The 20,577-nt window shown below is 62.0% G+C and carries 20 protein-coding genes, 1 tRNA gene and 1 pseudogene; 9 read left to right on the top strand and 13 right to left on the bottom strand.

Annotated features, from left to right (window positions below; all coding sequences use genetic code 11):
- Positions 1-318 precede the first annotated feature (318 nt).
- Together SR858_RS09650 and SR858_RS09645 are read left to right on the top strand one after the other, a co-directional pair.
- Positions 319-504 (top strand): hypothetical protein, encoded by a 186-nt coding sequence (locus SR858_RS09650; RefSeq protein ID WP_019920564.1) that lies wholly within the window; start codon positions 319-321, stop codon positions 502-504.
- Between the two features lie 536 nt (positions 505-1,040).
- Positions 1,041-2,015: a GGDEF domain-containing protein gene (locus SR858_RS09645; protein WP_026637053.1), complete on the top strand. Its 975-nt coding sequence runs from the start codon at positions 1,041-1,043 to the stop codon at positions 2,013-2,015.
- 408 nt (positions 2,016-2,423) lie between these two features.
- On the opposite strand, the gene SR858_RS09640 is transcribed toward SR858_RS09645, so the two are convergent.
- The 8 genes and pseudogenes from SR858_RS09640 to SR858_RS09610 form a co-directional block, all read right to left on the bottom strand.
- Positions 2,424-3,620: an IS256 family transposase gene (locus SR858_RS09640; protein ID WP_154820175.1), complete on the bottom strand. Its 1,197-nt coding sequence runs from the start codon at positions 3,618-3,620 to the stop codon at positions 2,424-2,426.
- A 314-nt stretch (positions 3,621-3,934) separates the two neighbouring features.
- Positions 3,935-4,218, bottom strand: a pseudogene (locus tag SR858_RS09635) (integrase core domain-containing protein); the annotation flags it as partial.
- A 50-nt stretch (positions 4,219-4,268) separates the two neighbouring features.
- Positions 4,269-4,913 (bottom strand): hypothetical protein, encoded by a 645-nt coding sequence (locus SR858_RS09630; protein WP_154819892.1) that lies wholly within the window; start codon positions 4,911-4,913, stop codon positions 4,269-4,271.
- 391 nt (positions 4,914-5,304) lie between these two features.
- Positions 5,305-5,544 (bottom strand): IS66 family insertion sequence element accessory protein TnpB, encoded by a 240-nt coding sequence (gene tnpB / locus SR858_RS27740; RefSeq protein WP_407654694.1) that lies wholly within the window; start codon positions 5,542-5,544, stop codon positions 5,305-5,307.
- Positions 5,545-6,271: 727 nt separating this feature from the next.
- A complete protein-coding gene (locus SR858_RS09625) occupies positions 6,272-6,442 on the bottom strand; it encodes a hypothetical protein (RefSeq protein ID WP_322534536.1) in 171 nt (56 codons plus the stop codon).
- A 266-nt stretch (positions 6,443-6,708) separates the two neighbouring features.
- Positions 6,709-7,722, bottom strand: coding sequence for a tyrosine-type recombinase/integrase (locus SR858_RS09620; RefSeq protein ID WP_019922544.1), 1,014 nt, complete (start codon positions 7,720-7,722; stop codon positions 6,709-6,711).
- 164 nt (positions 7,723-7,886) lie between these two features.
- Positions 7,887-7,971, bottom strand: a tRNA-Leu gene (locus SR858_RS09615).
- A 57-nt stretch (positions 7,972-8,028) separates the two neighbouring features.
- Positions 8,029-8,460 carry a hypothetical protein gene (locus SR858_RS09610; RefSeq protein WP_019922543.1) on the bottom strand — a complete coding sequence of 144 codons (432 nt, stop codon included), beginning with the start codon at positions 8,458-8,460 and terminating at the stop codon, positions 8,029-8,031.
- A gap of 121 nt (positions 8,461-8,581) precedes the next feature.
- Here SR858_RS09610 and SR858_RS09605 point away from each other — a divergent pair, with 121 nt between their 5' ends.
- Positions 8,582-9,334 (top strand): LexA family transcriptional regulator, encoded by a 753-nt coding sequence (locus SR858_RS09605; RefSeq protein ID WP_019922542.1) that lies wholly within the window; start codon positions 8,582-8,584, stop codon positions 9,332-9,334.
- Positions 9,335-9,619: a hypothetical protein gene (locus tag SR858_RS09600; RefSeq protein WP_019922541.1), complete on the top strand. Its 285-nt coding sequence runs from the start codon at positions 9,335-9,337 to the stop codon at positions 9,617-9,619.
- Positions 9,620-9,697: 78 nt separating this feature from the next.
- On the opposite strand, the gene SR858_RS09595 is transcribed toward SR858_RS09600, so the two are convergent.
- The 4 genes from SR858_RS09595 to SR858_RS09580 all read right to left on the bottom strand — a co-directional run bounded on the left by SR858_RS09595 (position 9,698) and on the right by SR858_RS09580 (position 13,341).
- Positions 9,698-11,080 (bottom strand): multicopper oxidase family protein, encoded by a 1,383-nt coding sequence (locus SR858_RS09595; RefSeq protein ID WP_019922540.1) that lies wholly within the window; start codon positions 11,078-11,080, stop codon positions 9,698-9,700.
- Positions 11,077-12,483 carry a TolC family protein gene (locus SR858_RS09590; protein WP_051120331.1) on the bottom strand — a complete coding sequence of 469 codons (1,407 nt, stop codon included), beginning with the start codon at positions 12,481-12,483 and terminating at the stop codon, positions 11,077-11,079. The genes SR858_RS09595 and SR858_RS09590 overlap by 4 nt, the downstream gene beginning before the upstream one ends.
- A gap of 122 nt (positions 12,484-12,605) precedes the next feature.
- Positions 12,606-13,037: a hypothetical protein gene (locus SR858_RS09585; RefSeq protein ID WP_019922538.1), complete on the bottom strand. Its 432-nt coding sequence runs from the start codon at positions 13,035-13,037 to the stop codon at positions 12,606-12,608.
- A gap of 52 nt (positions 13,038-13,089) precedes the next feature.
- Positions 13,090-13,341: a hypothetical protein gene (locus tag SR858_RS09580; RefSeq protein WP_019922537.1), complete on the bottom strand. Its 252-nt coding sequence runs from the start codon at positions 13,339-13,341 to the stop codon at positions 13,090-13,092.
- A 129-nt stretch (positions 13,342-13,470) separates the two neighbouring features.
- Here SR858_RS09580 and SR858_RS09575 point away from each other — a divergent pair, with 129 nt between their 5' ends.
- On the top strand, positions 13,471-14,322 hold the full coding sequence (locus tag SR858_RS09575) for an MBL fold metallo-hydrolase (protein ID WP_026637411.1): 852 nt from the start codon (positions 13,471-13,473) through the stop codon (positions 14,320-14,322).
- Here the strand turns inward: SR858_RS09575 and SR858_RS09570 are convergent, their stop codons facing one another.
- Positions 14,323-15,765, bottom strand: a complete 1,443-nt coding sequence (locus SR858_RS09570; RefSeq protein ID WP_019922535.1) for a M20/M25/M40 family metallo-hydrolase — start codon at positions 15,763-15,765, stop codon at positions 14,323-14,325.
- Between the two features lie 134 nt (positions 15,766-15,899).
- Between SR858_RS09570 and SR858_RS09565 the strand changes: the two genes are divergently transcribed.
- From SR858_RS09565 to SR858_RS09550, 4 genes are all read left to right on the top strand, one after another.
- Positions 15,900-16,430 (top strand): GNAT family N-acetyltransferase, encoded by a 531-nt coding sequence (locus tag SR858_RS09565; RefSeq protein ID WP_019922534.1) that lies wholly within the window; start codon positions 15,900-15,902, stop codon positions 16,428-16,430.
- Between the two features lie 151 nt (positions 16,431-16,581).
- Positions 16,582-17,040: a glycine zipper domain-containing protein gene (locus SR858_RS09560; protein WP_019922533.1), complete on the top strand. Its 459-nt coding sequence runs from the start codon at positions 16,582-16,584 to the stop codon at positions 17,038-17,040.
- A gap of 91 nt (positions 17,041-17,131) precedes the next feature.
- Complete coding sequence (locus SR858_RS09555; protein ID WP_040377825.1) at positions 17,132-18,097, top strand: serine/threonine-protein kinase; 966 nt, start codon at positions 17,132-17,134, stop codon at positions 18,095-18,097.
- Positions 18,098-18,282: 185 nt separating this feature from the next.
- Complete coding sequence (locus SR858_RS09550) at positions 18,283-20,577, top strand: FtsW/RodA/SpoVE family cell cycle protein (protein WP_019922531.1); 2,295 nt, start codon at positions 18,283-18,285, stop codon at positions 20,575-20,577.

Genomic DNA, 20,577 nt, shown 5'->3' with positions numbered 1-20,577 from the left:
CAATCTTTCGCCATAAGTAGGACTAGCAAGGATGGTAGCATTAGTTGTTTTAACGATAATTGCGGTTCTCTGGTTGCCGCTCATCTTCAGACACGCCCCTAAGGAATGCGAATGACGGGAATTTTTCGTTTTTTTCCTGTATCGGCGGTCGTTAGATTTCAAATCTGCAAAACGCTGTGCTGCGAGGAACGACAAAGTTCGGCTGCGGATGCAATTAGTGGCCGCGACGGCCTAAAGACGACCTCGAAAAACATATCACCCGCTGGCCTGAGGCGGCTAAATTTCAGCACTCCCCACGTCGAGTGAGCTCCATTGCTGATGAAGCCCCGAATCAGCGTGTTTGCCGAAGATGAACGCGAGGACCCGCGTACAAAGATCGGTGATACGCTGATCGGCTTGACCAAACACGTGGACTCCGAGGCGCTGGCCGCCGGCATCGACGCGGCGAACGCGCCGGCCAACCGAGTATCGCGCCGCCCCTTTCCCGCCACATTGAGCCAGTGAGGGAAGGACAAATATTTAGAAATGCCTCCGCAACTTAATATTTTTTGAAGACGGTGATGCACCTGGGAGGCACAAGCGCGTACCCTTACAGCGATGAGCCTTCGCCACTATGAACCGACAGATCCTGGATCTGTTAAGTCAACAAAAAAGGCGGGGAGTTGGCCGTCAAAGTCCTGGGTGGGGCGGTACCACCTCAACCGGCCCAACATGGCAACTGAAACGTCACTAAAAACACTCGCTAGCACGGCCGCTGTACAGCTACTTGTGTTGCGCAAGGGAAATTCCTGCCATTAAGGACTAAGTACTGGAGCGTGGCAGCAATCGAAAATTCATGGGGCGACAGATGAATTTGTTACATAGCGCTGGCGATGAGACAAATCCGCCACACGACTTTGCGTTTTTCTTACAGGAAAAAAAGCATTGGACTAGAATGGCAAATAGTCCCAATAGCGTGATCGCGAAATTCAACGGTTACGCATGGCAGGAATCTAAAACATGGGTTGGTGATTAGACCCAGATATATTAGAAGCGACATTATGAAACGTCCCGATATTCCGCTAAACGAGGCGGAGCGATTGCATGCGCTGCGAGCACTTCAAATTCTGGACAGCTCCCACGAAGAGCGATTTGACCGCGTTACCAGGCTCGCCAGGCGACTATTTGGCGTTCCAATCTCACTGGTCAGTTTGATCGATGAAGACCGGCAATGGTTCAAGTCTGCCCAAGGTCTGGAAGTCTCAGAGACTTCTAGGGAGGTATCATTCTGTGGGCATGCAATCAACCAGGCAGGACTGTTTATCGTGCCCAATGTGCTCAACGACGAGCGATTTTTTGACAATCCTCTAGTGACTGACGCCCCGAATATCCGGTTTTACGCTGGTTACGTATTAAAGGTGAGACAGGGCATCAATATCGGCACGCTATGTCTGATCGATTCGAAGCCGCGGGAAATGGATGAAGAGGACCAGCAGCTCCTTCAAGACTTGGGCGAGATGATCGAGCAGGAAATTAAATCGATCCAGCTAGCAACACTTGATGAACTGACGATGATTTCCAATCGCAGGGGCTTCATGACCTTAGTCGATCACAGCCTGAAAGTATGTCGTAGAAATAAGCTTCCGATATCGATCGTGTTGTTTGATCTAAACAAGTTTAAGATGATCAACGACTCGTATGGCCATCACGAAGGCGACTTCGCGTTAGTTTCTTTCGCGCAGATAATGATCGATTCATTCCGCGATTGTGACGTCATTGCGCGCTTGGGTGGCGATGAATTTGTCGTCATGCTGCTCGACTCCGACGAGGACAGAATCGGCGTCGTGCTCGACCGGTTCAAGGTCGCAACAGCTGCTGCGAACAAAACATTCGATAAGCCTTATCAGATCGAATACAGCGTCGGTGTTGCCCACTTCCAGCACGACACGGATGAACCTATCGAAAAAATGATCCAGGTAGCAGACGATGCTATGTTTGAAAACAAGAAACGACAAGCAAACAGCACAGGTACTTGATGATTGCAATGCAGCGGCGACCAGCAAGGCTAAGCTGCGCCATCTGACATCAAATCCTTTCTTCCGCGGTCATGGCCCCGCCCTGTGACCTCGTCTGCCGCAGCGGCTACGCAACCCCCTCAGGCTCAACGACCCGGAAGTCTGGGGTGCCGGCTTGCCCCGGACGCGACTGCGCAAGCGATTTCGTTAAGTGCACTGAACGCCAGGCCGCAGCGGAGTTTCTTCGACCGGCGCATCTGCGATAACAGAGCGAGGAACACGCCGGTTGAAACGCCAGCGGCGCCCCCAGAGGTACGCTGCCAGCGCGCCGCCTGCGGTAGCATCTGCTGTGCCATCGTTATTCGTTGCCACGATGGTGTCCCCAGAAGTGGTGTATGAGAAGTAATTCTCGAGGGGCTGGGTTCCCGATCAGTTAATCACAGCGGATAGCCGTGCAGGCTGATTGTCGCTCAAGGACTGCAATCCTTCAAGCTGCATGTAACGGCGCTGTAATGACCACTCGTCGTTTTGCTCGAGCATCATGGCGCCTACTAGGCGGATGATGGCGCCATCGTTGGGAAAAATGCCGATGACGTTGGTCCTTCGTTTGACCTCGGCATTGAGCCGCTCAAGCGGATTGGTACTGTGGATCTGCGTCCGATGCGCTTTTGGGAACGTCATAAATGTCAGCACTTCATGTTCAGCATCGTCCATCATGGCAGCGAGCCTGGGGAACTTTGGCCGTAGCTGATCGGCGACGCTGCGCCATTGCACGCTGGCCGCCTCCGCAGTGTCCTGCACGAAGATGGTATTGATCATGGCGAGCACGGCTTGCCGCTGACCTTTACCGGCATGGGCCAGCGCGTTACGGATGAAATGGACCCGGCAGCGCTGCCAGCTCGTTTTGAGCACTTTGCTCGCTGCCGCTTTGAGGCCTTCATGCGCATCGGAGATCACCAGTTTCACCCCACGCAGACCACGGCGGGTCAGACCGCGCAGGAAGTCGGTCCAGAACGGCTCCGCTTCCGAAGGGCCGGTCGCTACTCCGAGAATTTCGCGCACGCCATCGGTATTGACTGCTACAGCGATTATCACGGCCACCGAGACCACACGGCCGGCCTGGCGTGATTTCACATAGGTGGCGTCGATCCAGAGATAAGGCCAATCGCCTTCGATCGGTCGATTCAAGAAGGTCTGCACGCGCTCATCGATCTCCTCGCATAGCCGTGATACCTGACTTTTCGAGACCCCGGTCATGCCCATGGCTTTGACCAGGTCATCGACCGAGCGGGTCGAGATTCCCTGAATATAGGCTTCCTGGATCACTGCCGTGAGAGCCTTCTCGGCCGTCCTGCGCGGCTCGAGAAATCCGGGGAAATAGCTGCCTGTACGGAGCTTTGGAATCTTTAAGTCGACTTTGCCGGCCCGGGTTTCGTAGCCGCGGTCCCGATAACCGTTGCGGCTGTTGATACGTTCGTCGCTGCGCTCGCCGTAAGCTGCCTGGCAAAGCGCCTCGACGTCCATTTCCATGAGTCGCTGCAGAGCGTGCTGCAGCGTCTGGCGGATGAAATCTGCATCTGCCCCCTTTTCGGCAAGCTCAGATAATGCGATAGTGGTGTCGGTCATTGTGGTTCCTCAAAGTGGTTTTGTTAAGGTCTTCGTAAACCCAACATTACCTCAAGAATCACAATGACCACCTTCTCGCGGCCTTCCTAAACGCCATCTCTGGCGAAGTCTTCATACACCACGTCGTGGGGCACCATCGTTGCCACAGACTGAGTGTCATCGGTCACTGGCTCCAGCCATCGGCCCAATTCTCGCCATTGATCGATTTTTTGGATTTTTCTCCCGGCAAGCGCAGTGCAGGTTTGCCGGTCGCTGCCGCCGCTCCCGGCCTCGAGTGAACCACCCCGGCTTTCGTGGAGGCCGGGTAGTGTGAGTCAGGCCGCGGTGGCTTGAGTGCTCAGTCGCTTGTAATAGTTTGCCTCAGCTTCTGCTGGCGGAATATAGCCGAGCGGCCCAAGCAGCGATGGTGGTTGAACCAGAATACCTATTCCAGCGTGGCCAGTTCGACGGCCTCACGCGTTTTCCAGGGCGCGCGGCGATGGATCAGTTCAGCCTTGTATAGCCCGTTGATCGTCTCGGCCAAGGCATTATTGTAGCTGTCGCCCTTGCTGCCCAGAGACGGTTCGATGCCGGCTTCTGCCAGGCGCTCGCTGTACTTCTGAGGCGAAGTAGGTCAGTCCAACACTAACCCACGCAGCGTCGGACATTTCATCGTAACGACATCTTGCGCAAGAGCCGTTCCGATACTGCGGCTGGCAGAACGGGAATGTCTGGCTCACAGAACCAGCCCTGCCTGAGCAATCGAGCCGGTGCCTGTTCACTCTGCGGATAGTGCTGGAATCCTGTCAGACAGAACCGCTCTTCCGACATCCAGGCAATGTCGCAGTCCAGCAATGCCAGATGAGTGGTGGTAGCGCGCCTGACCAAAGCTTGCGTGGTGTGCCGCCCGAGCTGCTCGTGCATCATGCTACTCACCCCAATGCTCGACGCGGTGAAATTAGGGCCGCTATTTAGAACGCGATGGCGCGACATTTCCACGCCCTCCTGATGACTCGTCCATACCTTGAACACGGCCTCCTTGCTTGGCACGTCGAACTGGCACAACCACGACTGCGATGCATGCATCGTTTTACGTTCCCAGGCTAAGCAATCCTCCCCGCTCAGCACGAACTTGTCCGTATTGAACCAGGCCAGTTTTGCCGAAACGAGCTCCGCGACCGCAACTCGGCTGCCCGGTGGAACCAGGCGAGCAACCTTTGTGGGCCGCCGCCGGCCCTGATCGGTCACCTCGACCACCACTAACTCCAGCGAATGCAGAGGATCGCCAATTTGCTCGGCGGCTGGCAACATCACGCCACTATCCCGCCGCCGCCATGCCCATACTTTCACTTCAACACCTCAAATTAACTGTATGTTCGTACAGTACCACAGGTCGCTCGAAGGGCTGCCGATTTCGCGGCAGCGGGTGATGATGCCCGTGGCACCCGCGCGCCGCTCCGCGGAGGCGCTAAACAGAACTTCATGCAAAGCGTTGCTGTCATCGGCAACGACGTCACTCAGACAAGATACGGCAAATATTTTGGGGCGTATCCGAAATGGCAATATCGTCGGGCAAGCCGTTTGGGCCGTGCATGCGCTAAGTTCACGCCATACTTGGATCGTTTAAAAGGCTGACGTTCGGGTTTCCAGGTCCGTACCAGCCGTCGCCACTCTATGCCCTCAAGCCGCACCGATAGCGCCTGCGTCAGCGCCACCGAATCGTTGCTAACCTGCGCCGGATGAAACGCCCGAGTTCAAGCTGCTTGGCCAGCAGGCACAAACCACTGCTGCCGGTCCACCACCGAAATTTGGTGATGTCCCCGCGACGTCCACGGAACATAAATATTTGTGCGGAGAACGAACCTTCCTCCAGCACTGTTGACACGTTGGCTGCCGCCCGTTGAAGCTGGAGGTCATGTCGGTGGTGCCGGCGTCTATCGGACACTGGTGCCGGCTGGCAAGCTGATCATTGCAGCACTCCATCAAGACCTTTGCCAGACTGCCGCGGTAGGTAGGCCTTTGATTCTTACCGGGACCCATCCACCTCAAGCGCGATCGTGGCGTTGGCATCGTCCCCGGCGCCTTGCCTGGAGCAGGCGCTGTCGGAGCCTGCACCACCGGTAACAAACCATCGCCGCGCATCCACGCAGGCAGGTCGAGGCGCTTTTGTTGATAGAGGCGGCGCCAGCTGAGCACCTAGTTGGCGTTGGCGCCGCGTTCGCGCGGGATGCGAGCAACGGTACCGGTCGGTTCGAACGACAGCACCAACAATGCGCGTTTGAATTCCAAGGAGTGCTGCAGTCAGTGCCCTGGCGCATTCCTGAAACTGATCGCTTCAGAATTTATGTCCATAGCCACAATTTGTGGGCGCAAATGCGTTGCAAAATTCGCTCATGAATGCTGGTGGTCAGGCAGGCCAGATAAGTTTTTCGCTCAGTTTCAGGTGAGTCAATTGTCATTGCACGACGGATTCGGGACTGGCTACCCCTTTGCGGGTAAGTTGCCACCCGTCGATGGACTGGATAATGCCTATCATAAAACGATACATACCATTTACCTCATTTGCCAACTTGGCCAAATCGGAAAACGGCGGCACCGCCCGTGCTCTCAAACCGTTGCAGAAACGGATGCAGATAGATTGAAGAAGGAATATCGATGCGGCGCGGAAGACTTCAATTTTTCTCCTTGTGGCTATGCACCCACTCGATCACCTCCTTCGCGCTGTAGAGCGGCTGCGCCCTGCCGGTCTTGGTCGGCAGGCGAATAGCTTTAGGGAATCCGGGAAGGCAGGCCATCCTCTCGCGAACTACTTGCGGATCGCGTTTCAGATAATTCGCGATCATCCCGATGTCCCACAGGTCAATGGATAGCGGTATTGTTGGCCTAACATATCCGCGAGCGCTTCGGCCAGACGCTCTACAAATTCAGTGTCATTCATGATCCTCACCCGTCCAAACATCGTGCACAGCCACGCTTGCAGCAAACATAGACATGGTGCGGCCTCTACTTGGCAGTCGATGTAAGCGAGATCAAACTTCACCACTGAGACCAAAAAAAATCGGTTCCGAATCGGCAGGAATTATAAGCAGGTAAGTGGCCCGGCCGATGGCTACTGAAGTTTCTTGGACAACTCTTCCGCAGTTTCGTTGTAGTAGGTCTGCAGTTCATTCAGATTCCGATGTCCAACAACGCGCGCCAGTTCCAGAACGGTGAGTTTTTTTGCGAGCCGAGTGATCGCCTCATGCCGGGTGTCGTGAAACTTCAGATCCTCGATCTGGCAGCGCGTCTTCGCCTTGCGGAACAAGGCGTCCAAGCTTGCCGAGCTAACGTCGAACAGCGCTGGGCCAGGTGGAAGTAATGCCAGCAGATCCAGTGCACGAATCGATAGAGGAACATCGCGCTTGGTGCCGTTCTTCGTGCGGGCCAGATGCGCCACGCTCCCCTTGATTTCGCTGCGCTTCAACCCACATATTTCGCCAGCGCGCATCGCGGTCTCGATCGCGAACAGGAACGCCACTGCAACCGCGCCACTCTTCGAGGCCACCGGCGCCTCGTCAAATCCCAGCGCGACGCAAATGCGCTCGATTTCATCTGCGCTGATACGCCGATCGCGCGGGGCAGAACCCTTCGGTCTACGTACGTCGGTGGTGGGACTTTTGACCATCCACCCCCACTCGCGCCGCGCGCTCGTGAAGACATGCGAGAGCAGATTAAGCTCCCGAATGACCGACGCGCCTTTTACCTTGTCCTCGAACCGCGCGGCAGCGGTTCCCCGAAGTCGAAGATCGCGCCACTGTCCGATAACATCCGAAGTGATATCGGCAAGAAGCATGTCGCCCAGGCGCTTGCCAGCCACCACGTGACCAGCGATGGCGGCGAGTCGGTGGCGTTCCATGCGATGCCCACGCTTGTGCACAGAGACCTCTTTCAGATACCGCTCGAATGCTTCATCGAGCGTCTTTCTTGCAGCTGGATGTTGGGTCGCGCCAGATCGGATTTCGCTCTCGCGTTCTACTGCCCATACCATCGCCTCCGCCTTGGTAGAGAACGTCTTCGTATCTCGAACGCCCTGCACTGCCACCGCTACACGCCACCGTTTTCCAGATTTGCTATAACTTGCCATGGCAACCTCCTTGTGTAAAACGTGTGTAAATTTTGTGTAAAGCGTAGCAGAAAACAGTGGTTTTTAAGGGTCATAAGTTGGCCATGGCGCACAGCAAAAAACGCCATAAACCCTTGTTTTTCAAGAGCTTATGGCGTTTTATGAGGTACCGCTGAAATGAGGGCTGGTGCTCCGAGCCGGAATCGAACCGGCACGCCTTGCGGCGGGAGATTTTAAGTCTCCAGTGTCTACCAATTTCACCATCGGAGCAGTGCAGCGCAATATTATGACACAAGCGCCGCGCTACTGCCATACCGACAACAGTCCTCAGCCGCGCCGTACCTCGCGCACCACCTCCGCTGCATCATGGACCAGCTCGCCGATGTCCTTGCCGCGCCGGCGCTCCAGCCACAGCACGACCGCACCCAGCCCCCACCAGGCGGGCAGGCCGGCCAACACCAGTACCGGGCACGCCACGGCCACCACGCCCAGGATGGATGGCGCGCCGTACAGCACCGCCAGCACCTTGGCCGAGTCGAACAGCGTGGGCCACCAGCTGTGCAAGGCAACCAGCAGCAATGGCCCCAGCAAGGCGGCAGTGCAGATCGAACAGGTCAGCCGAACCAGCGCTTCGCGGCGCGTGCGCGGCCACATGAACAGGAAAGTGAGCGCGGTGGCGGCCGCGCCAGCGGCAACTGGCAGCGCCATGATCTGAACCAACGCGCCGGCGCTGAACGGGATGATGTCGGGAACGGGCATGATGGCTCTTTCTTGAGGTTTGATGAAATGTCGCTGAAGACACATTGAATAATAGCACCGCTATTATATAAATCAATAGCAAAGCTCGTCAGATGTGCAACAACGTGCTAAACTTCCTTTCATGAAACCTGACACCACCTCCCTCGCCCCCTGGCAACTCGACGACGCGGCGCGGCTCAAGGCGCTGCTGGCTGCGCGCGAACCGAAGATCTCGCAGGCGGAGTTCGGCCTGCAGTTCGACATCGGCTCGCAAGGGATGGTGTGGCAGTACGTGGCGGGCCGGCGGCCGCTCAACATCAAGGCCGCTACCGCCTTTGCGCGCGGCCTGGCCGTGCCGGTCGATGCGTTCAGCCCCACTATTGCGGCGCAGATTGCCGAGGCTTCGCGCTCGGTGGCAGGCATCGACATGCCCGAGGCGCAGCCGGTAACCGGCGATGATGACATGGCGCCGCCATCGGTGCCGATCGAGCTGGTGTCTCTACACCTGCAAGCGGGCATCGACGGCATCGAGACCGTGCCGCTGTACGAAGAAAATGGCCAGCACCATGTGCCGCGCCAGTGGCTCGAAGAAAACGACCTGTCGCCGCGCGCACTGCTGGCCATCAAGATCAAGGGCGACAGCATGCAGCCGATGATGTATGAGGGTGATATCGTGGTAATTAACACGGCGGACAAGGCGCGCAAGGCCGGTGGCGTGTTTGCCATGAATTACAACGGCCAGGCCGTGATCAAGCGCCTGGTGTACCAGCGCCGCGAATGGTTCCTGGCGTCGGAAAATCCGGCGTTCCGCCCCGAGCCGTGCAAGGGCGCCGACTGCATTGTGATCGGCCGCATCGTGCGCTTCGATGCGCGCAACTTCAAGGACCGCCTGTAAGTGGAATTGACCGCTGCCGTTATCACCATCCGCCAGCTGACATTGGCGGTGGTCCTGGTGCCCGTGGAGCTGACTTATCCCGAGCCCGGCGAACGCATGATCGCCGATGCCCAGCGGGTGTTCCCCACCCTGCCCATCATGCTGGTATCGCCGCGCGAGGGCGGCTATTCGCGCACTTTCGCGCACTTCGATACGACCAACCTGGTCGGCGACATCGACACCGACCAGATCGCATGGCGCCGCTACGGCACCCGGCGCGCCACCTCCCGCCCCCTGCCGTTCTGAGCGGCCGGCGTACCGGCGGCCGGCGCACCGGCGGCCGGCGTACCGGCGGCCGGGCACCGGCCATCTTTAACTCATGTTTCAATGATGCTGGTGCCCGCCCCCATCGCGCTTGATATTCAAGGCATCGGCCGCCGGCTTGGGCCCAGGTACCTCCGGCACGCCCGGCGCACGCGGCGCCGGCGGAGTTTCGCCGGTCCACTCGTAGGCGACCGTGCCTTTCGGGTGCTGGTACCAGCCGGGGTCCTTGTAATCGTTGCGCGCCAGGCCTTCGCGCACTTTCATCGTCGTGAACATGCCGCCCATTTCCAGGCCGCCGAACGGGCCGTCCCCGCTCATCATCGGCAGGGTGTTTTCCGGCAGCGGCATGCGCATGTCGCCCATCGAGCCGCCCTTGTCGCCCATGACCATGTAGCCCGGCACCAGCTTGTTGATCTTCGCAGCCACCCCCTTGTGATCGACGCCGATCATGGTCGGCACGTCGTGGCCCATGGCGTTCATGGTGTGGTGCGACTTGTGGCAGTGGAAGGCCCAGTCGCCGGGCGCATCGGCCACGAATTCTATGGCGCGCATCTGGCCCACGGCGATGTCGGTCGTCACTTCGGGCCAGCGCGCCGATGGCTTGACCCAGCCGCCGTCGGTGCCGGTCACTTCGAACGTGTGGCCATGCAGGTGGATCGGGTGGTTGGTCATGGTGAGATTACCCACGCGTACCCGCACCCGGTCATCCTTGCGCACGACCATCGGGTCGATGCCGGGGAAGGCGCGGCTGTTGAAGGTCCACAAATTAAAGTCCGTCATGGTGTTGATCTTGGGCGTGTAGCTGCCCGGTTCGATGTCGTAAGCGCTGATCAGGAACACGAAGTCGCGATCCACCGCGTGCTGTTTCGGGTTCTTCGGATGGGTGATCCAGAAGCCCATCATCCCCATCGCCATTTGCGCCATCTCGTCCGCGTGCGGGTGGTACATGAAAGTGCCGGCATTGCGCGCCACGAATTCGTAGACGAAGGTTTTACCGGGCTTGATGCCCGGTTGCGTCAGGCCCGTCACGCCATCCATCCCGTTGGGCAGCAGCTGGCCGTGCCAGTGCACGCTGGTGTGCTCGGGCAGCTTATTGGTGACGAAGATCCGCACGCGGTCGCCCTCCACCACTTCGATGGTCGGGCCCGGACTCTGGCCGTTGTAGCCCCACAGGTTGGCGGTCATGCCGGGGGCGATTTCGCGCACCACCGGCTCGGCCACCAGGTGGAACTCCTTGACGCCGTCCTTCATGCGCCACGGCAGGGTCCAGCCGTTGAGCGTGACCACCGGGTTGTACGGGCGGCCGTTGGGAGGAGCCAGCGGCGGCGCGGTGGTCGACGACGATTGCACCGGCGCTTCGGGCAGCGAGGCCGCGCCGGCCTTGGTCACCATGCCGGCGCCAATCAGGGCGGCGCCGCTCAGGAACGATCTGCGGGTAGTCATGGTTGGTCTCCTTGCTTCGATTCTTGGTGGATGGTTTGCGCCGGCAGCCGGCCGCCGAGTGCGGCCTCCAGGTTGGCCTGGGCGGTCCAGAAGTCCTGCTGGGCGGCGATGTAGCCGCGCACCGCGCTGGCCTGTTCGCGGGCGTCGGCCAGCAGTTCGAACACGCTCATCAGCATGCCGTTGTAGCGCAGCAGGGTTTCGTCGGCCAGCTTTTTACGGGCCGGCAGCACCTGGTCGCGGTAGTGGCGCGCCAGGTCGTACGAGGCGCGGTAATCGGCATAGCTTTCGCGCGCTTCGCTGCGAGCGTTGATGGCCGTCTGCGCCAGCATGTTCGCGGCCTGCATATAAGTCGCTTCGGCCCTGGCCACCCGAGTGGAACCCCAGTCGAACAGCGGAATTTCCAGCGCAATCTCGTAGCCCCGGGTGTTGGTCGCACCTTCGCTGTTGGCCACCAGCCCCAAGTCGAGCACATTGATGAAGCGCGTGGTTTTGGTCAGACCCAGGGTGCTGGCGGTGTGCGCCACATCGAGTTTGGCGGCCTGGATGTCGAGCCGCTCGTTGACCGCCACCTGTTCGATGTCAGCCAGTTCGGATGGCACCGCGGGCAGGTCGGGCAAGTGGCCCGGCAGTTTATAAGCCGCTTGCACGCCAGCGAGTCCCATCAGGCGGGTGAGCTTTTCGCGCGCCATCACGGCGCCTTTGCGGGCCGCGTTGACGTCGGCGCTGGTCTGGGCGTGGTAGGCCTGTTCGCGCGCCACGTCCATGGCGCTCCAGTTGCCGGCGTCGCGCATGCGCTGCGCCAGTTCCGCGCTCGCCTGGGCCGATGCTTCCACCTGCTGGGCATAGTCGGCGCTTTGGCTTGCTGCCACCGCAGCCACCCAGGCGCGGCGCGTATCAAGCGCCACCCGCACCGCTTCATTCGCGACCAGCAGCTTGCTTTGCTCGTAGCGGCGCCCTTCGATGCGGCCGGCCATTGGCGCGGTGATGATGCCGAGCAGGTTGAAGGTCAACGTGCGTTCGATTTCCAGCGCGCCGCCACCGTGGCTGCGCTTGAAATCGAGTACCGGATTTTGCAGGCGTCCCGCCTGCACCAGGTCCGCCTCGGCGATGCCAAGCGACCAGTAGGTCGCTTGCAGGCCACGGTTGTTGAGCAGCGCGATGTGCACGGCGTCGTTGGCGGTCAGCGGTTGCGCCAGTTTCTGCTCGATCACGGCGGCCAGCGCGCGGCCATCGTCGTCATTCTGCGGCAGGCGGCCGGCCACGCTGGCCGGTGCGCCGGTGCGCTGTTCGCTGACGGCGGCGGCGGCCTTGAAGCCGCCATCGCCGGACAGCGACGCGCAGCCGGACAGCAGCAACGCCGCCGCCATGGCAATCGCGCCGCCAGGTTTATGCAGACAAATCATGTCTTACACCTCGATTTTATAAATAGTATGAATGGTATGCGCGCAGAGGTTCCGGGCAGGATCTGTCGCGGCAATATCAGGGATGGCGCAGGCCGTGGACGGACCTGTCGCGGGAAAGCGGCTTAAGCCTGAGGGGGACGTTCGGGGTGGGCCAGATCGACCGCAGGGAGGTAGCCGGCATAGAACGCGACCGCGCTCGAGACGGCCGGCAGCACCGGCACGGACAGCAGATCGGCCAGTACCGGGGCGCCAGCAACGCAGCAGGCGGAGCCGCCGCACTTGGCGCTGCCGTGGGTGTGGCCGGCGTGAGAAGACGCGTGATCGGAAGATTGCGCGGAAGATTGCGCGGCGTGTTCGGAGTGTGCCTGTTCCATCGCTGCCATCATGGCTGCGTGGTCATGGGGACCGGCCGGCATGACCATGTGGGCGTCCGCCGCCGCGGTAGCCGTAGCCGGGGAAGGCAGGCACGCCATCATCGCGGCCGCAGCGTAACCCTGGTAAGGGAGCGCCAGCAGCATGCAGTACACGATGAGGGAACGGAAGAAGACGGTCATACGGCCATGTTATCACAGGAGGCGTGCTTCCCGCATGGCCGCGCCGCTGTCGTCAGGCCAGGCGCACCAGCGGATTGGCGATGATGTTGTCGATCTGGCGGATGGCTTCTTCGCAGGCGGCGGTGATGGCGTCGTCTTCGGTATCGCGTACGAACTGCATGGTGGCGCCCTCGAATACTTCAACGCCGTCGGCGTTGGCGCGCTCGATGTCGCAGCTGGCCGTAAATTTATTGTCGCTAGTCGGCAGGACGGTGGGAACGATTTCCCAGCCCTTGTAGTGAATCTTGTCCATGTTTGTGTCCATGCTTGGCTCCTATTGATGGCTATGCAGACTATCATGAAGGCCGCGCCGCCTTGCGCACGGATGGCCTGGGAAACATCAAAAAACCTTCCAGGCCTTTCCTTGATATGAAATTTTATTATAATGCCCGCCATGAATCCACAGATCAAAGCGTTCTTCGACGCGGCCACCGGCACCGTCACCTATGTCGTCCACGCAGGCGATGGCACCGACTGCGCCATCATCGATTCGGTGCTCGACTACGATCCCAGGTCGGGCCGCACGTCCACCACCTCGGCCGATGCCGTGATCGCGTTCGTGCGCATGCAGCACCTCAACCCGGTCTGGCTGCTGGAAACCCATGCCCATGCCGATCACCTGTCGGCGGCGCCCTACCTGAAGCAGGAACTGGGCGGCCGCATCGCCATCGGCAGCCACATCGCCGAAGTGCAGCGGGCGTTCGCGCGGGTGTTCCCGCAAGCGCCGGGCGTGCGCCGCGAGTTCGACCACCTGATCGAACCGGACGAGGTATTGACCATCGGCGCGCTGGAAGTGCACGCGCTGCACGTGCCCGGCCATACGCCGGCCGACCTGGCGTACCGGATCGGCGACGCGGTATTCGTGGGTGACACCATGTTCATGCCGGACGTGGGTTCGGCGCGCTGCGACTTTCCCGGCGGCTGCGCTGCCACGCTGTACCGGTCGGTGCGACGCCTGCTGGCACTGCCGCCGGCAACGCGGCTTTTCATGTGCCACGACTACCCGCCTGCCGGGCGTAACGCAGCATGGGAAACCACGGTGGCCGAACAGCGCGCGCACAATATCCACATCCACGACGGTGTGACGGAAGAACAGTTCGTGGAAATGCGCACCAGGCGCGATGCGACGCTGGACATGCCGGTGCTGATCCTGCCGGCGATCCAGGTCAATATCAGCGCCGGGCAGTTGCCCGACGCCGAGGAGAACGGCGTGCGGTACCTGAAGATACCGCTCAATTGCTTCTGATTATTGCGGCACCACCGTGCGGCCGATGTTCTCGTCCATGTTGGCGAGGTACCAGGTCAGCGACGTCATCACCGCCACCTGGCGTTTCAGGTCCAGCGGATTGACCTTGTCGAGCGTGTCGGCCGCCGTGTGATGGTAGTTGAAGTAGTTGGTGAAGTCCACCAGCGGCTGGAACGACGGCACGCCGGCACGCTCGAGCGGCATGATGTCGGCGCCGCCGGCCACGTCGCGGCGATCAAATACGCCGGCGCCAATCTGGTCCAGCGATTTTTGCAGCGGCGCGAAATACTTCACCATCGACGGCCGCACGCTGCCCATGAAGCCGAACGGGCGGCCGGCGCCGTTGTCCGATTCGATGGCGGCGAAATGCTGCTCCACCTTCTCCTTGTTCACTTCAAAGTAACCCTTGCCGCCACGGGTGCCGTTTTCCTCGTTCATCCAGGCGATCACGCGGATGGTGCGGCGCGGTTGCAGCTTGAGTTTTTTCAGCGTATCGATTACGGCCATAGCCGCTGCCACGCCGGCGCCGTCGTCGTGCGCGCCGGTGGCCAGGTCCCACGAATCGAGGTGACCGGAGACGATCACCACTTCTTCCGGCTTTTCGGTGCCGGGGAAGTCGGCGATGACGTTGTAGCTGTCGGCGTCGGGCAGGTTTTGCGGCGTGAGCGTCAGGTGCATCTTGACCGCGCCGCGCTTGAGCAGGCGCGAAATCAGCATCGCATCTTCCGCCGTCACGGCGGCGGCCGGAATGCGCTTGCCGTCCACCAGGCCGGTGTTGCCGGTGTGGGTGAGGCGGAAGTCGGCGCCGCCCACCGAGCGCACCAGCGCACCCACCGCGCCCAGTTCCTGCGCCACGCGCGGGCCGTTGCCACGGTAGTTGGAGCCGCGTCCATAGGCCTTGCCGGCCTGGCCGCCCTTGGCCATTTCGTCGTCGAACGCCACGTCGAACAGCACGATGCTGCCCTTCACTTCCGCCTTGCGCGCATTGAGTTCGTCGAAATCGCGCACCACGATCACCGGCGCGGTCAGGCCGGCAGCCGGCGTGGCGCCCGAACCGCCCAATGCCGACAGCACGACCTTTTGCGTGATGCCCGACGGCCGGCCGGCGTAATCGACCAGCTGCGCCTTTTCCTCGCCGCGCACCCAGTGCGGCACCTTGACCGGCTGCAGCGAGACCTTGGCGCCGATCTTGCGCATGGCGTCGGCCACCTGCTCCACGGCGGCAGCGGCGCCGGCGGAACCGGACAGGCGCGGGCCGATCAAATCGGTCATGTCGGCCAGGCGCTCGTAGGCCCAGTCCTCCTTCATCGCGCTGTCACGGATTTGCGCCAGGGTGGCGGGATCGTTGGCCGACGCCGCCCATGCGGTGGCGGAAGCGAAGGCCGAAGCAATCAACAGGCTGCTGGCGAGGATGGTCAGTTTCGATGCGGAGACGGATTTCATGCGGGCCCTGTAAAAAGTGAATGGATTGCAAGTTAATATTCAACGATAACCGATCGTGTCGCGCTTGTCATCCACATTGATTTGTCAAGGGCGCTGGAATAAGATGATCGTCCACAGCAAGAAGGAAAACCGTTATGCTCAAGGGTCAGATTTGCATCGTGCGCCACGTGATCGGCACCGACCTCAATACCTTCATCGCCCTGGTCAACGACCTGCCATCGCGCGGCGACCATTTTTCCACCCATTTCAAGTCGCCCGAAACCCTGCGCCGCGAATTCTTGCAGCACGGCTTTGTCACCGACGACAGCGAGTTGTTCGTGATCGAGGACAGCCTGCACCACGTGATCGGCGTGATCACCCACTTCAAGAGCCGCACACCCACCACGCGTGAAATCGGCTACCGCCTGTTCGAGCCGAAGCTGGCCGGGCGCGGCTACATGACGGAAGCGTGCCAGTTGCTGGTCGATTACCTGTTCAATGTCCACCAGTACCAACGGCTCGAACTGCTGACGGCGCCCGAGAACAAGGCCTCGGTGCGGGTGGCGCAGAAATGCGGCTTCACCGCCGAAGGGCTGCTGCGCCAGAGCTTTTTCATCAATGGCCGCTTCCAGGACGTGGGCATTTTCAGCCTGCTGCGCCCCGAGTGGGCAGAACGTCGCTTGTAAGCGCGTTTGTAAGCCCGCTTGTAAGCTAATTGTTACAACCCGTCTTGATTGTAAGCAGGTGTTTAACTGATTGCGTGATTTTCTTGACGCTTTATAGTGACATTACCGGCAGACGTATCATTCCGATCCGCGCCGCAGCAAGGGGATTACCATGTTGATCAAAAAATTGATGGGCACCGCGTTACTGGCCGCAGCCGCAGTATCGTCGGCGGCTTACGCAGGCGACCGTGAGTTCAACACGGTGGCCGGTGCTGTGGTCGGCGCCGCGATAGGCAACAGCGCCGGCGGCCGTGACGGCGCCATCGTCGGCGGCCTGGTGGGCGCGGCGGTCGGCAACGGCCTGAGTTCCCGCGACCGCTATCGTCGCGACGACCGCTACGTCGAAACCCGCGTTTACTCGCAGCCGGCACCGGTGTACTACGAACCGCCGCGCACCTATTACGCGCCGCCACCACGGTACTACTCGCCGCCACCACGCGTGGTCTATGTAGAACCGCCACGCCCGGTCTATCGCGAATACCGCGAAGTGCGCCGCGATTATTACTATGACCGTGGTGGCCGCGATTACCGTCATGATCGCCACGATCGCTACGACGGATATCGCCGTTAAGCCGCATCAGCTTTGAGTCTCCACGCCCCCGCCGCCATCGCCGGGGGCTTTTTTTCGTCGCCCCCCGCTAATCGACACCAACGGGGGGATCATGACGACAGCAGACGCAATCATCGCGATGGAACGGGGCCATTACCGGCTGCGTGAGCAGATCGGCGGCTCGGCCTACGGCCACGTATGGCGCGCCAGCGGCCCGCGTGGCGCCGGCGACGTGGCGGTCAAATTGATCAACCAGCAGCAGATGGACCGCGCCCAGCCCGCGCAGCGCGACCGCTGGACCGGCAGCGCCGCCAACGAAATCGCCTTCCTGCAGTCGCTGGCGCCCTGGGATGGCCGCCACATTGTGCGCCTGCTCGACAGTGGCTGGCACCAGGGCTTGCCGGTGCTGGCGCTCGAACTGATGTCCACCGACCTGGGCAAGCACATGACGGCGCTGCGCGACGCCGCCGATCAGCTAACGATCACGCGCGCGCTGGAATGGCTGGCGCAGATCAACCAGGCGCTGGCCAAGGTCCACCAGTACGGCTGGCGCTACCTCGACCTCAAACCGGCCAACGTGCTGGTGGACCGCCAGCGCAACACGGTAAAGCTGGCCGACTTCGGCACCAACCGCCTGCTGGGCGAAGCGCGCCAGCATTCGTACGCCGGCACCGCCAACTGGCAAGCGCCGGAACAGTTTTTCCCCATTGATGGCGCTTACACCAGCAGCGCCCGCAGCGACTATTTTTCGCTGGGCGCCATGTTCTATTTTCTGATCACGGGCGGCCAGGCGCTGCGCTTTTGCAGCGATTGCGGCCACGCTTACCGCGCCCACCACACGGCCGGTGCCGACGTGCTGCGGCGCACCCATGGCGGCGCCATCCCCGCCACGCTGCACGCCGACGAAGAAGCACGTTTCGCATCGCTGCTGCCACTTGCCGCGCGCGACCCGGCCGTGGCGCTGCTGCGCGCGCTGCTGCATGGCGATCCGGCCCAGCGCCCCCGCCATGCCTTGCAGATCAGCCGCATGCTGGATGCTGTCGCGCAGGCGTGCGGATTGACGGCGGTGGCGGCGTGATGGGGCGGACATTGCGGTCTGCTCCCTCGGCTGGGCTGCCACGGCGCGCGACCTGGCGGTCGGCGCTGACCTCCATGCTGTTGCAGGCCCGTCTGTCTCACCCGTCGCGAGCACGTCTGCCTTCGCCACCACTGACTACAACCATCGGCGCCCGGCTGCGCCACCTGACTGTCCGGCACTTTGGCATGGCGCTCACCCTGGCTCTGCTGGCCGGCCTGTGCGCGTTGCAGGTGCTGGCCCTGCTGCGCGCGCCGGCGGCCTGGATGCCAGCGGCGATCCACGTCACGCCCCTTGCCGGCGAAACGGTGGTGCTGGGCCAAACGGAACTGGCCGCGCCGCACGCCGACCGCCAGCACCTGGCGTTGCGCCTGGATCCGCGCGACGGCTGGATGCTGCGCAACCTCTCCGCAGCACGCCAGGTCGTGGTGCTGCGCGGCGGCGAAGAGCAGCGCCTGGGCAGCAGCACGCTGGCGCCCGGCGCCGGGTTCCAGGTCGATGGCGCGCGCTTCCAGGTGTCCGCCGCCGACACCGGCAGTGTGGAATTCACCCGCAACGGCAATCAATGGCGCTACGACGGCGCCACCCTGTACCGCGACGGTCGCGCCCTTCCCGATTGTCCGGATGCGCGTTTCTCCACGCGCGCGCTGGCGTTATGGAACCGCCTGGCACCTGGCGTGCTGACCATCGCCCGGCCGCTCGCCTTTGGCGGCAACCTGTATTGCGGCAACCGGCTCGGCGTGGAGCGGGTGGCGCCCGGCGCGGCACTGCTGGCGCGCAGCCATGGCCGCTTGCAGCTGACGCCGGGCAGCACCGATGGCGAACGCGCGGCCGTGCTGGTCGGTGGCCTGGACCTGCGCCGGCAGGAAGTGCCACTGACCGGCGCCACCGCGCTGATCGCCGGCCACACGCGCTTTCAGGTCGATGCAGGTACGGGCGGTGCGCGCACCCTGACGCTGGTACCGGGCCGCCAGGTCGGCCTGCAAGCCGCCCCGGATTTAAAACTGCCCGTCGCCGTGACATGGGACTGGCAACCGCGCCAGCTATGGCGCGGTGATCTCGGCGCCAAGGCGTGGCTGGTGGTCGCGGCGGCCCTCGCCGGCATCGCTGGCACCACCGTGGTGTCGCGCACCGGCGGCGCCGTGGCGGCATCGGCGCTGCTGCTGGTGGCCGGTGCGGGAACGCTGCTGGCCCAGCGCGCCGGCTTGTCTCCCGGCGCAGCACTGCCGCTGCTGCTGGGCGCCTGGGCGCTGGGCTTGTGGCTGGTACTCCCCGGCCGTCTCACCCTGCTCACGGCAGCTGCCGTGGTGCTGCTGGCGGCCGGCCTGCTGGTGCAGCTGGAAATGGGGCTGGGCGCCCCGCAAACCACGTGGCTGCGCTATTACCAGAAAAGCGCGGCGCTGCTGGCGATCGGCTGCGGCGCCGGCGGCCTGCTGCGCCTGTGGTTCCGCCACGCTGCCTTGCACGGCCGGCGCCTCGACCAGCGGGCCATCGAATGGCTGCTGGCCGGCTTTGCCCTGGTGGCGCTGGCCGGCCTGGCCGCGCAGGTGCTATGGGGAGACGAAGGCGGCGTGTCCGACTTGCAGCCGGTGGAACTGGCCAAGCTGGCGCTGTCCGCGCTCACTGCGCACTGCCTGGCGCTGCGCTTCGGCTGGCACAGCGACGCGCCGCATCCGGCCGACCACGGCGCGCGCTGGCTGCGGCTGATTGCCCCGGCGCTGCTGTTCCTGGCGCTGCTCGGACTGGCGCTGGTGCAGGTGGACGACTTTTCGCCGCTGATCCTGCTGCTGGTGTGGTGCGTGGCCATGACCTTCTCTTATGCCCTGCTGGCGCGCCAGCGCCTGCTGGCAGCCGCGCTGCTGCTGGCTGCGCTGCTGGCGGTGACCGTCATCGCCTGGCTACGACTGGCCGGCAGCGAGGACCTGGTGCGCTGGGGCTTTTATGCCGACCGCTTCCTGGTATGGCTCGACCCGGCCGGCCATCCGCACACCGGCCAGCAATTGCTGCTGGGCGCGCGCGCCATCAGCGAGGGCGGCTGGCTCGGTGCGGACTGGTGGTTCGGCTTGCGCGGCCTGGGTCAGAATGCGGGCGACGTGATGCGCATCCCGGCGGTGCAGGATGACTTTGCCGCCTCGTTCCTGATCAACCGCCACGGCCTGGCCGGCGCGCTGCTGCTGTGGTGCGCGCAGGCGGCGTTCCTGGGAGGGATGGCGCTGGCGGCACGCGCGGCGTGGCGCAGCGGCGCCGCCGCCCGCAATTTCCGCCAGGCGTGGGCCGCGCGTTTTCGCTACTTTGCGCTGTGCGGCGGCGGGGCTTTCGTGCTCGGCCACTTCCTGCTGTCGTGGGGCACCAACCTGGCGATCTTCCCCATCATGGGCCAGCCCATGAGCTTCCTGTCGGCCGGCGGCAGCCATTTGCTATTTTTCCTCTGCCCCCTGCTAGCGTTCGATGCCGCCGGCGCACCAATTTTAGAAGGAGAATGA

The sequence above is a fragment of the Duganella zoogloeoides genome (assembly GCF_034479515.1).
GTDB classification, from domain to species: Bacteria; Pseudomonadota; Gammaproteobacteria; order Burkholderiales; family Burkholderiaceae_D; genus Rugamonas; species Rugamonas zoogloeoides.
The sequence above is the reverse complement of the archived record's forward strand: the minus strand, read 5'-3'. Positions and strand labels throughout refer to the sequence as shown.

Excerpts from the sequence above, each read along its gene's own strand:
- SR858_RS09650 (WP_019920564.1), top strand. The coding sequence starts at position 319 with ATGAAGCCCCGAATCAGCGTGTTTGCCGAAGATGAACGCGAGGACCCG.
- SR858_RS09585 (WP_019922538.1), bottom strand. The coding sequence starts at position 13,037 with ATGACCGTCTTCTTCCGTTCCCTCATCGTGTACTGCATGCTGCTGGCG.
- SR858_RS09580 (WP_019922537.1), bottom strand. The coding sequence starts at position 13,341 with ATGGACACAAACATGGACAAGATTCACTACAAGGGCTGGGAAATCGTT.
- SR858_RS09570 (WP_019922535.1), bottom strand. The coding sequence starts at position 15,765 with ATGAAATCCGTCTCCGCATCGAAACTGACCATCCTCGCCAGCAGCCTG.
- SR858_RS09555 (WP_040377825.1), top strand. The coding sequence starts at position 17,132 with ATGACGACAGCAGACGCAATCATCGCGATGGAACGGGGCCATTACCGG.
- SR858_RS09565 (WP_019922534.1), top strand. The coding sequence starts at position 15,900 with ATGCTCAAGGGTCAGATTTGCATCGTGCGCCACGTGATCGGCACCGAC.
- SR858_RS09590 (WP_051120331.1), bottom strand. The coding sequence starts at position 12,483 with ATGATTTGTCTGCATAAACCTGGCGGCGCGATTGCCATGGCGGCGGCG.
- SR858_RS09550 (WP_019922531.1), top strand. The coding sequence starts at position 18,283 with ATGGCGCTCACCCTGGCTCTGCTGGCCGGCCTGTGCGCGTTGCAGGTG.
- SR858_RS09595 (WP_019922540.1), bottom strand. The coding sequence starts at position 11,080 with ATGACTACCCGCAGATCGTTCCTGAGCGGCGCCGCCCTGATTGGCGCC.
- SR858_RS09605 (WP_019922542.1), top strand. The coding sequence starts at position 8,582 with ATGAAACCTGACACCACCTCCCTCGCCCCCTGGCAACTCGACGACGCG.
- SR858_RS09575 (WP_026637411.1), top strand. The coding sequence starts at position 13,471 with ATGAATCCACAGATCAAAGCGTTCTTCGACGCGGCCACCGGCACCGTC.
- SR858_RS09560 (WP_019922533.1), top strand. The coding sequence starts at position 16,582 with ATGTTGATCAAAAAATTGATGGGCACCGCGTTACTGGCCGCAGCCGCA.
- SR858_RS09640 (WP_154820175.1), bottom strand. The coding sequence starts at position 3,620 with ATGACCGACACCACTATCGCATTATCTGAGCTTGCCGAAAAGGGGGCA.
- SR858_RS09620 (WP_019922544.1), bottom strand. The coding sequence starts at position 7,722 with ATGGCAAGTTATAGCAAATCTGGAAAACGGTGGCGTGTAGCGGTGGCA.
- SR858_RS09610 (WP_019922543.1), bottom strand. The coding sequence starts at position 8,460 with ATGCCCGTTCCCGACATCATCCCGTTCAGCGCCGGCGCGTTGGTTCAG.
- SR858_RS09625 (WP_322534536.1), bottom strand. The coding sequence starts at position 6,442 with ATGATCGCGAATTATCTGAAACGCGATCCGCAAGTAGTTCGCGAGAGG.
- SR858_RS09645 (WP_026637053.1), top strand. The coding sequence starts at position 1,041 with ATGAAACGTCCCGATATTCCGCTAAACGAGGCGGAGCGATTGCATGCG.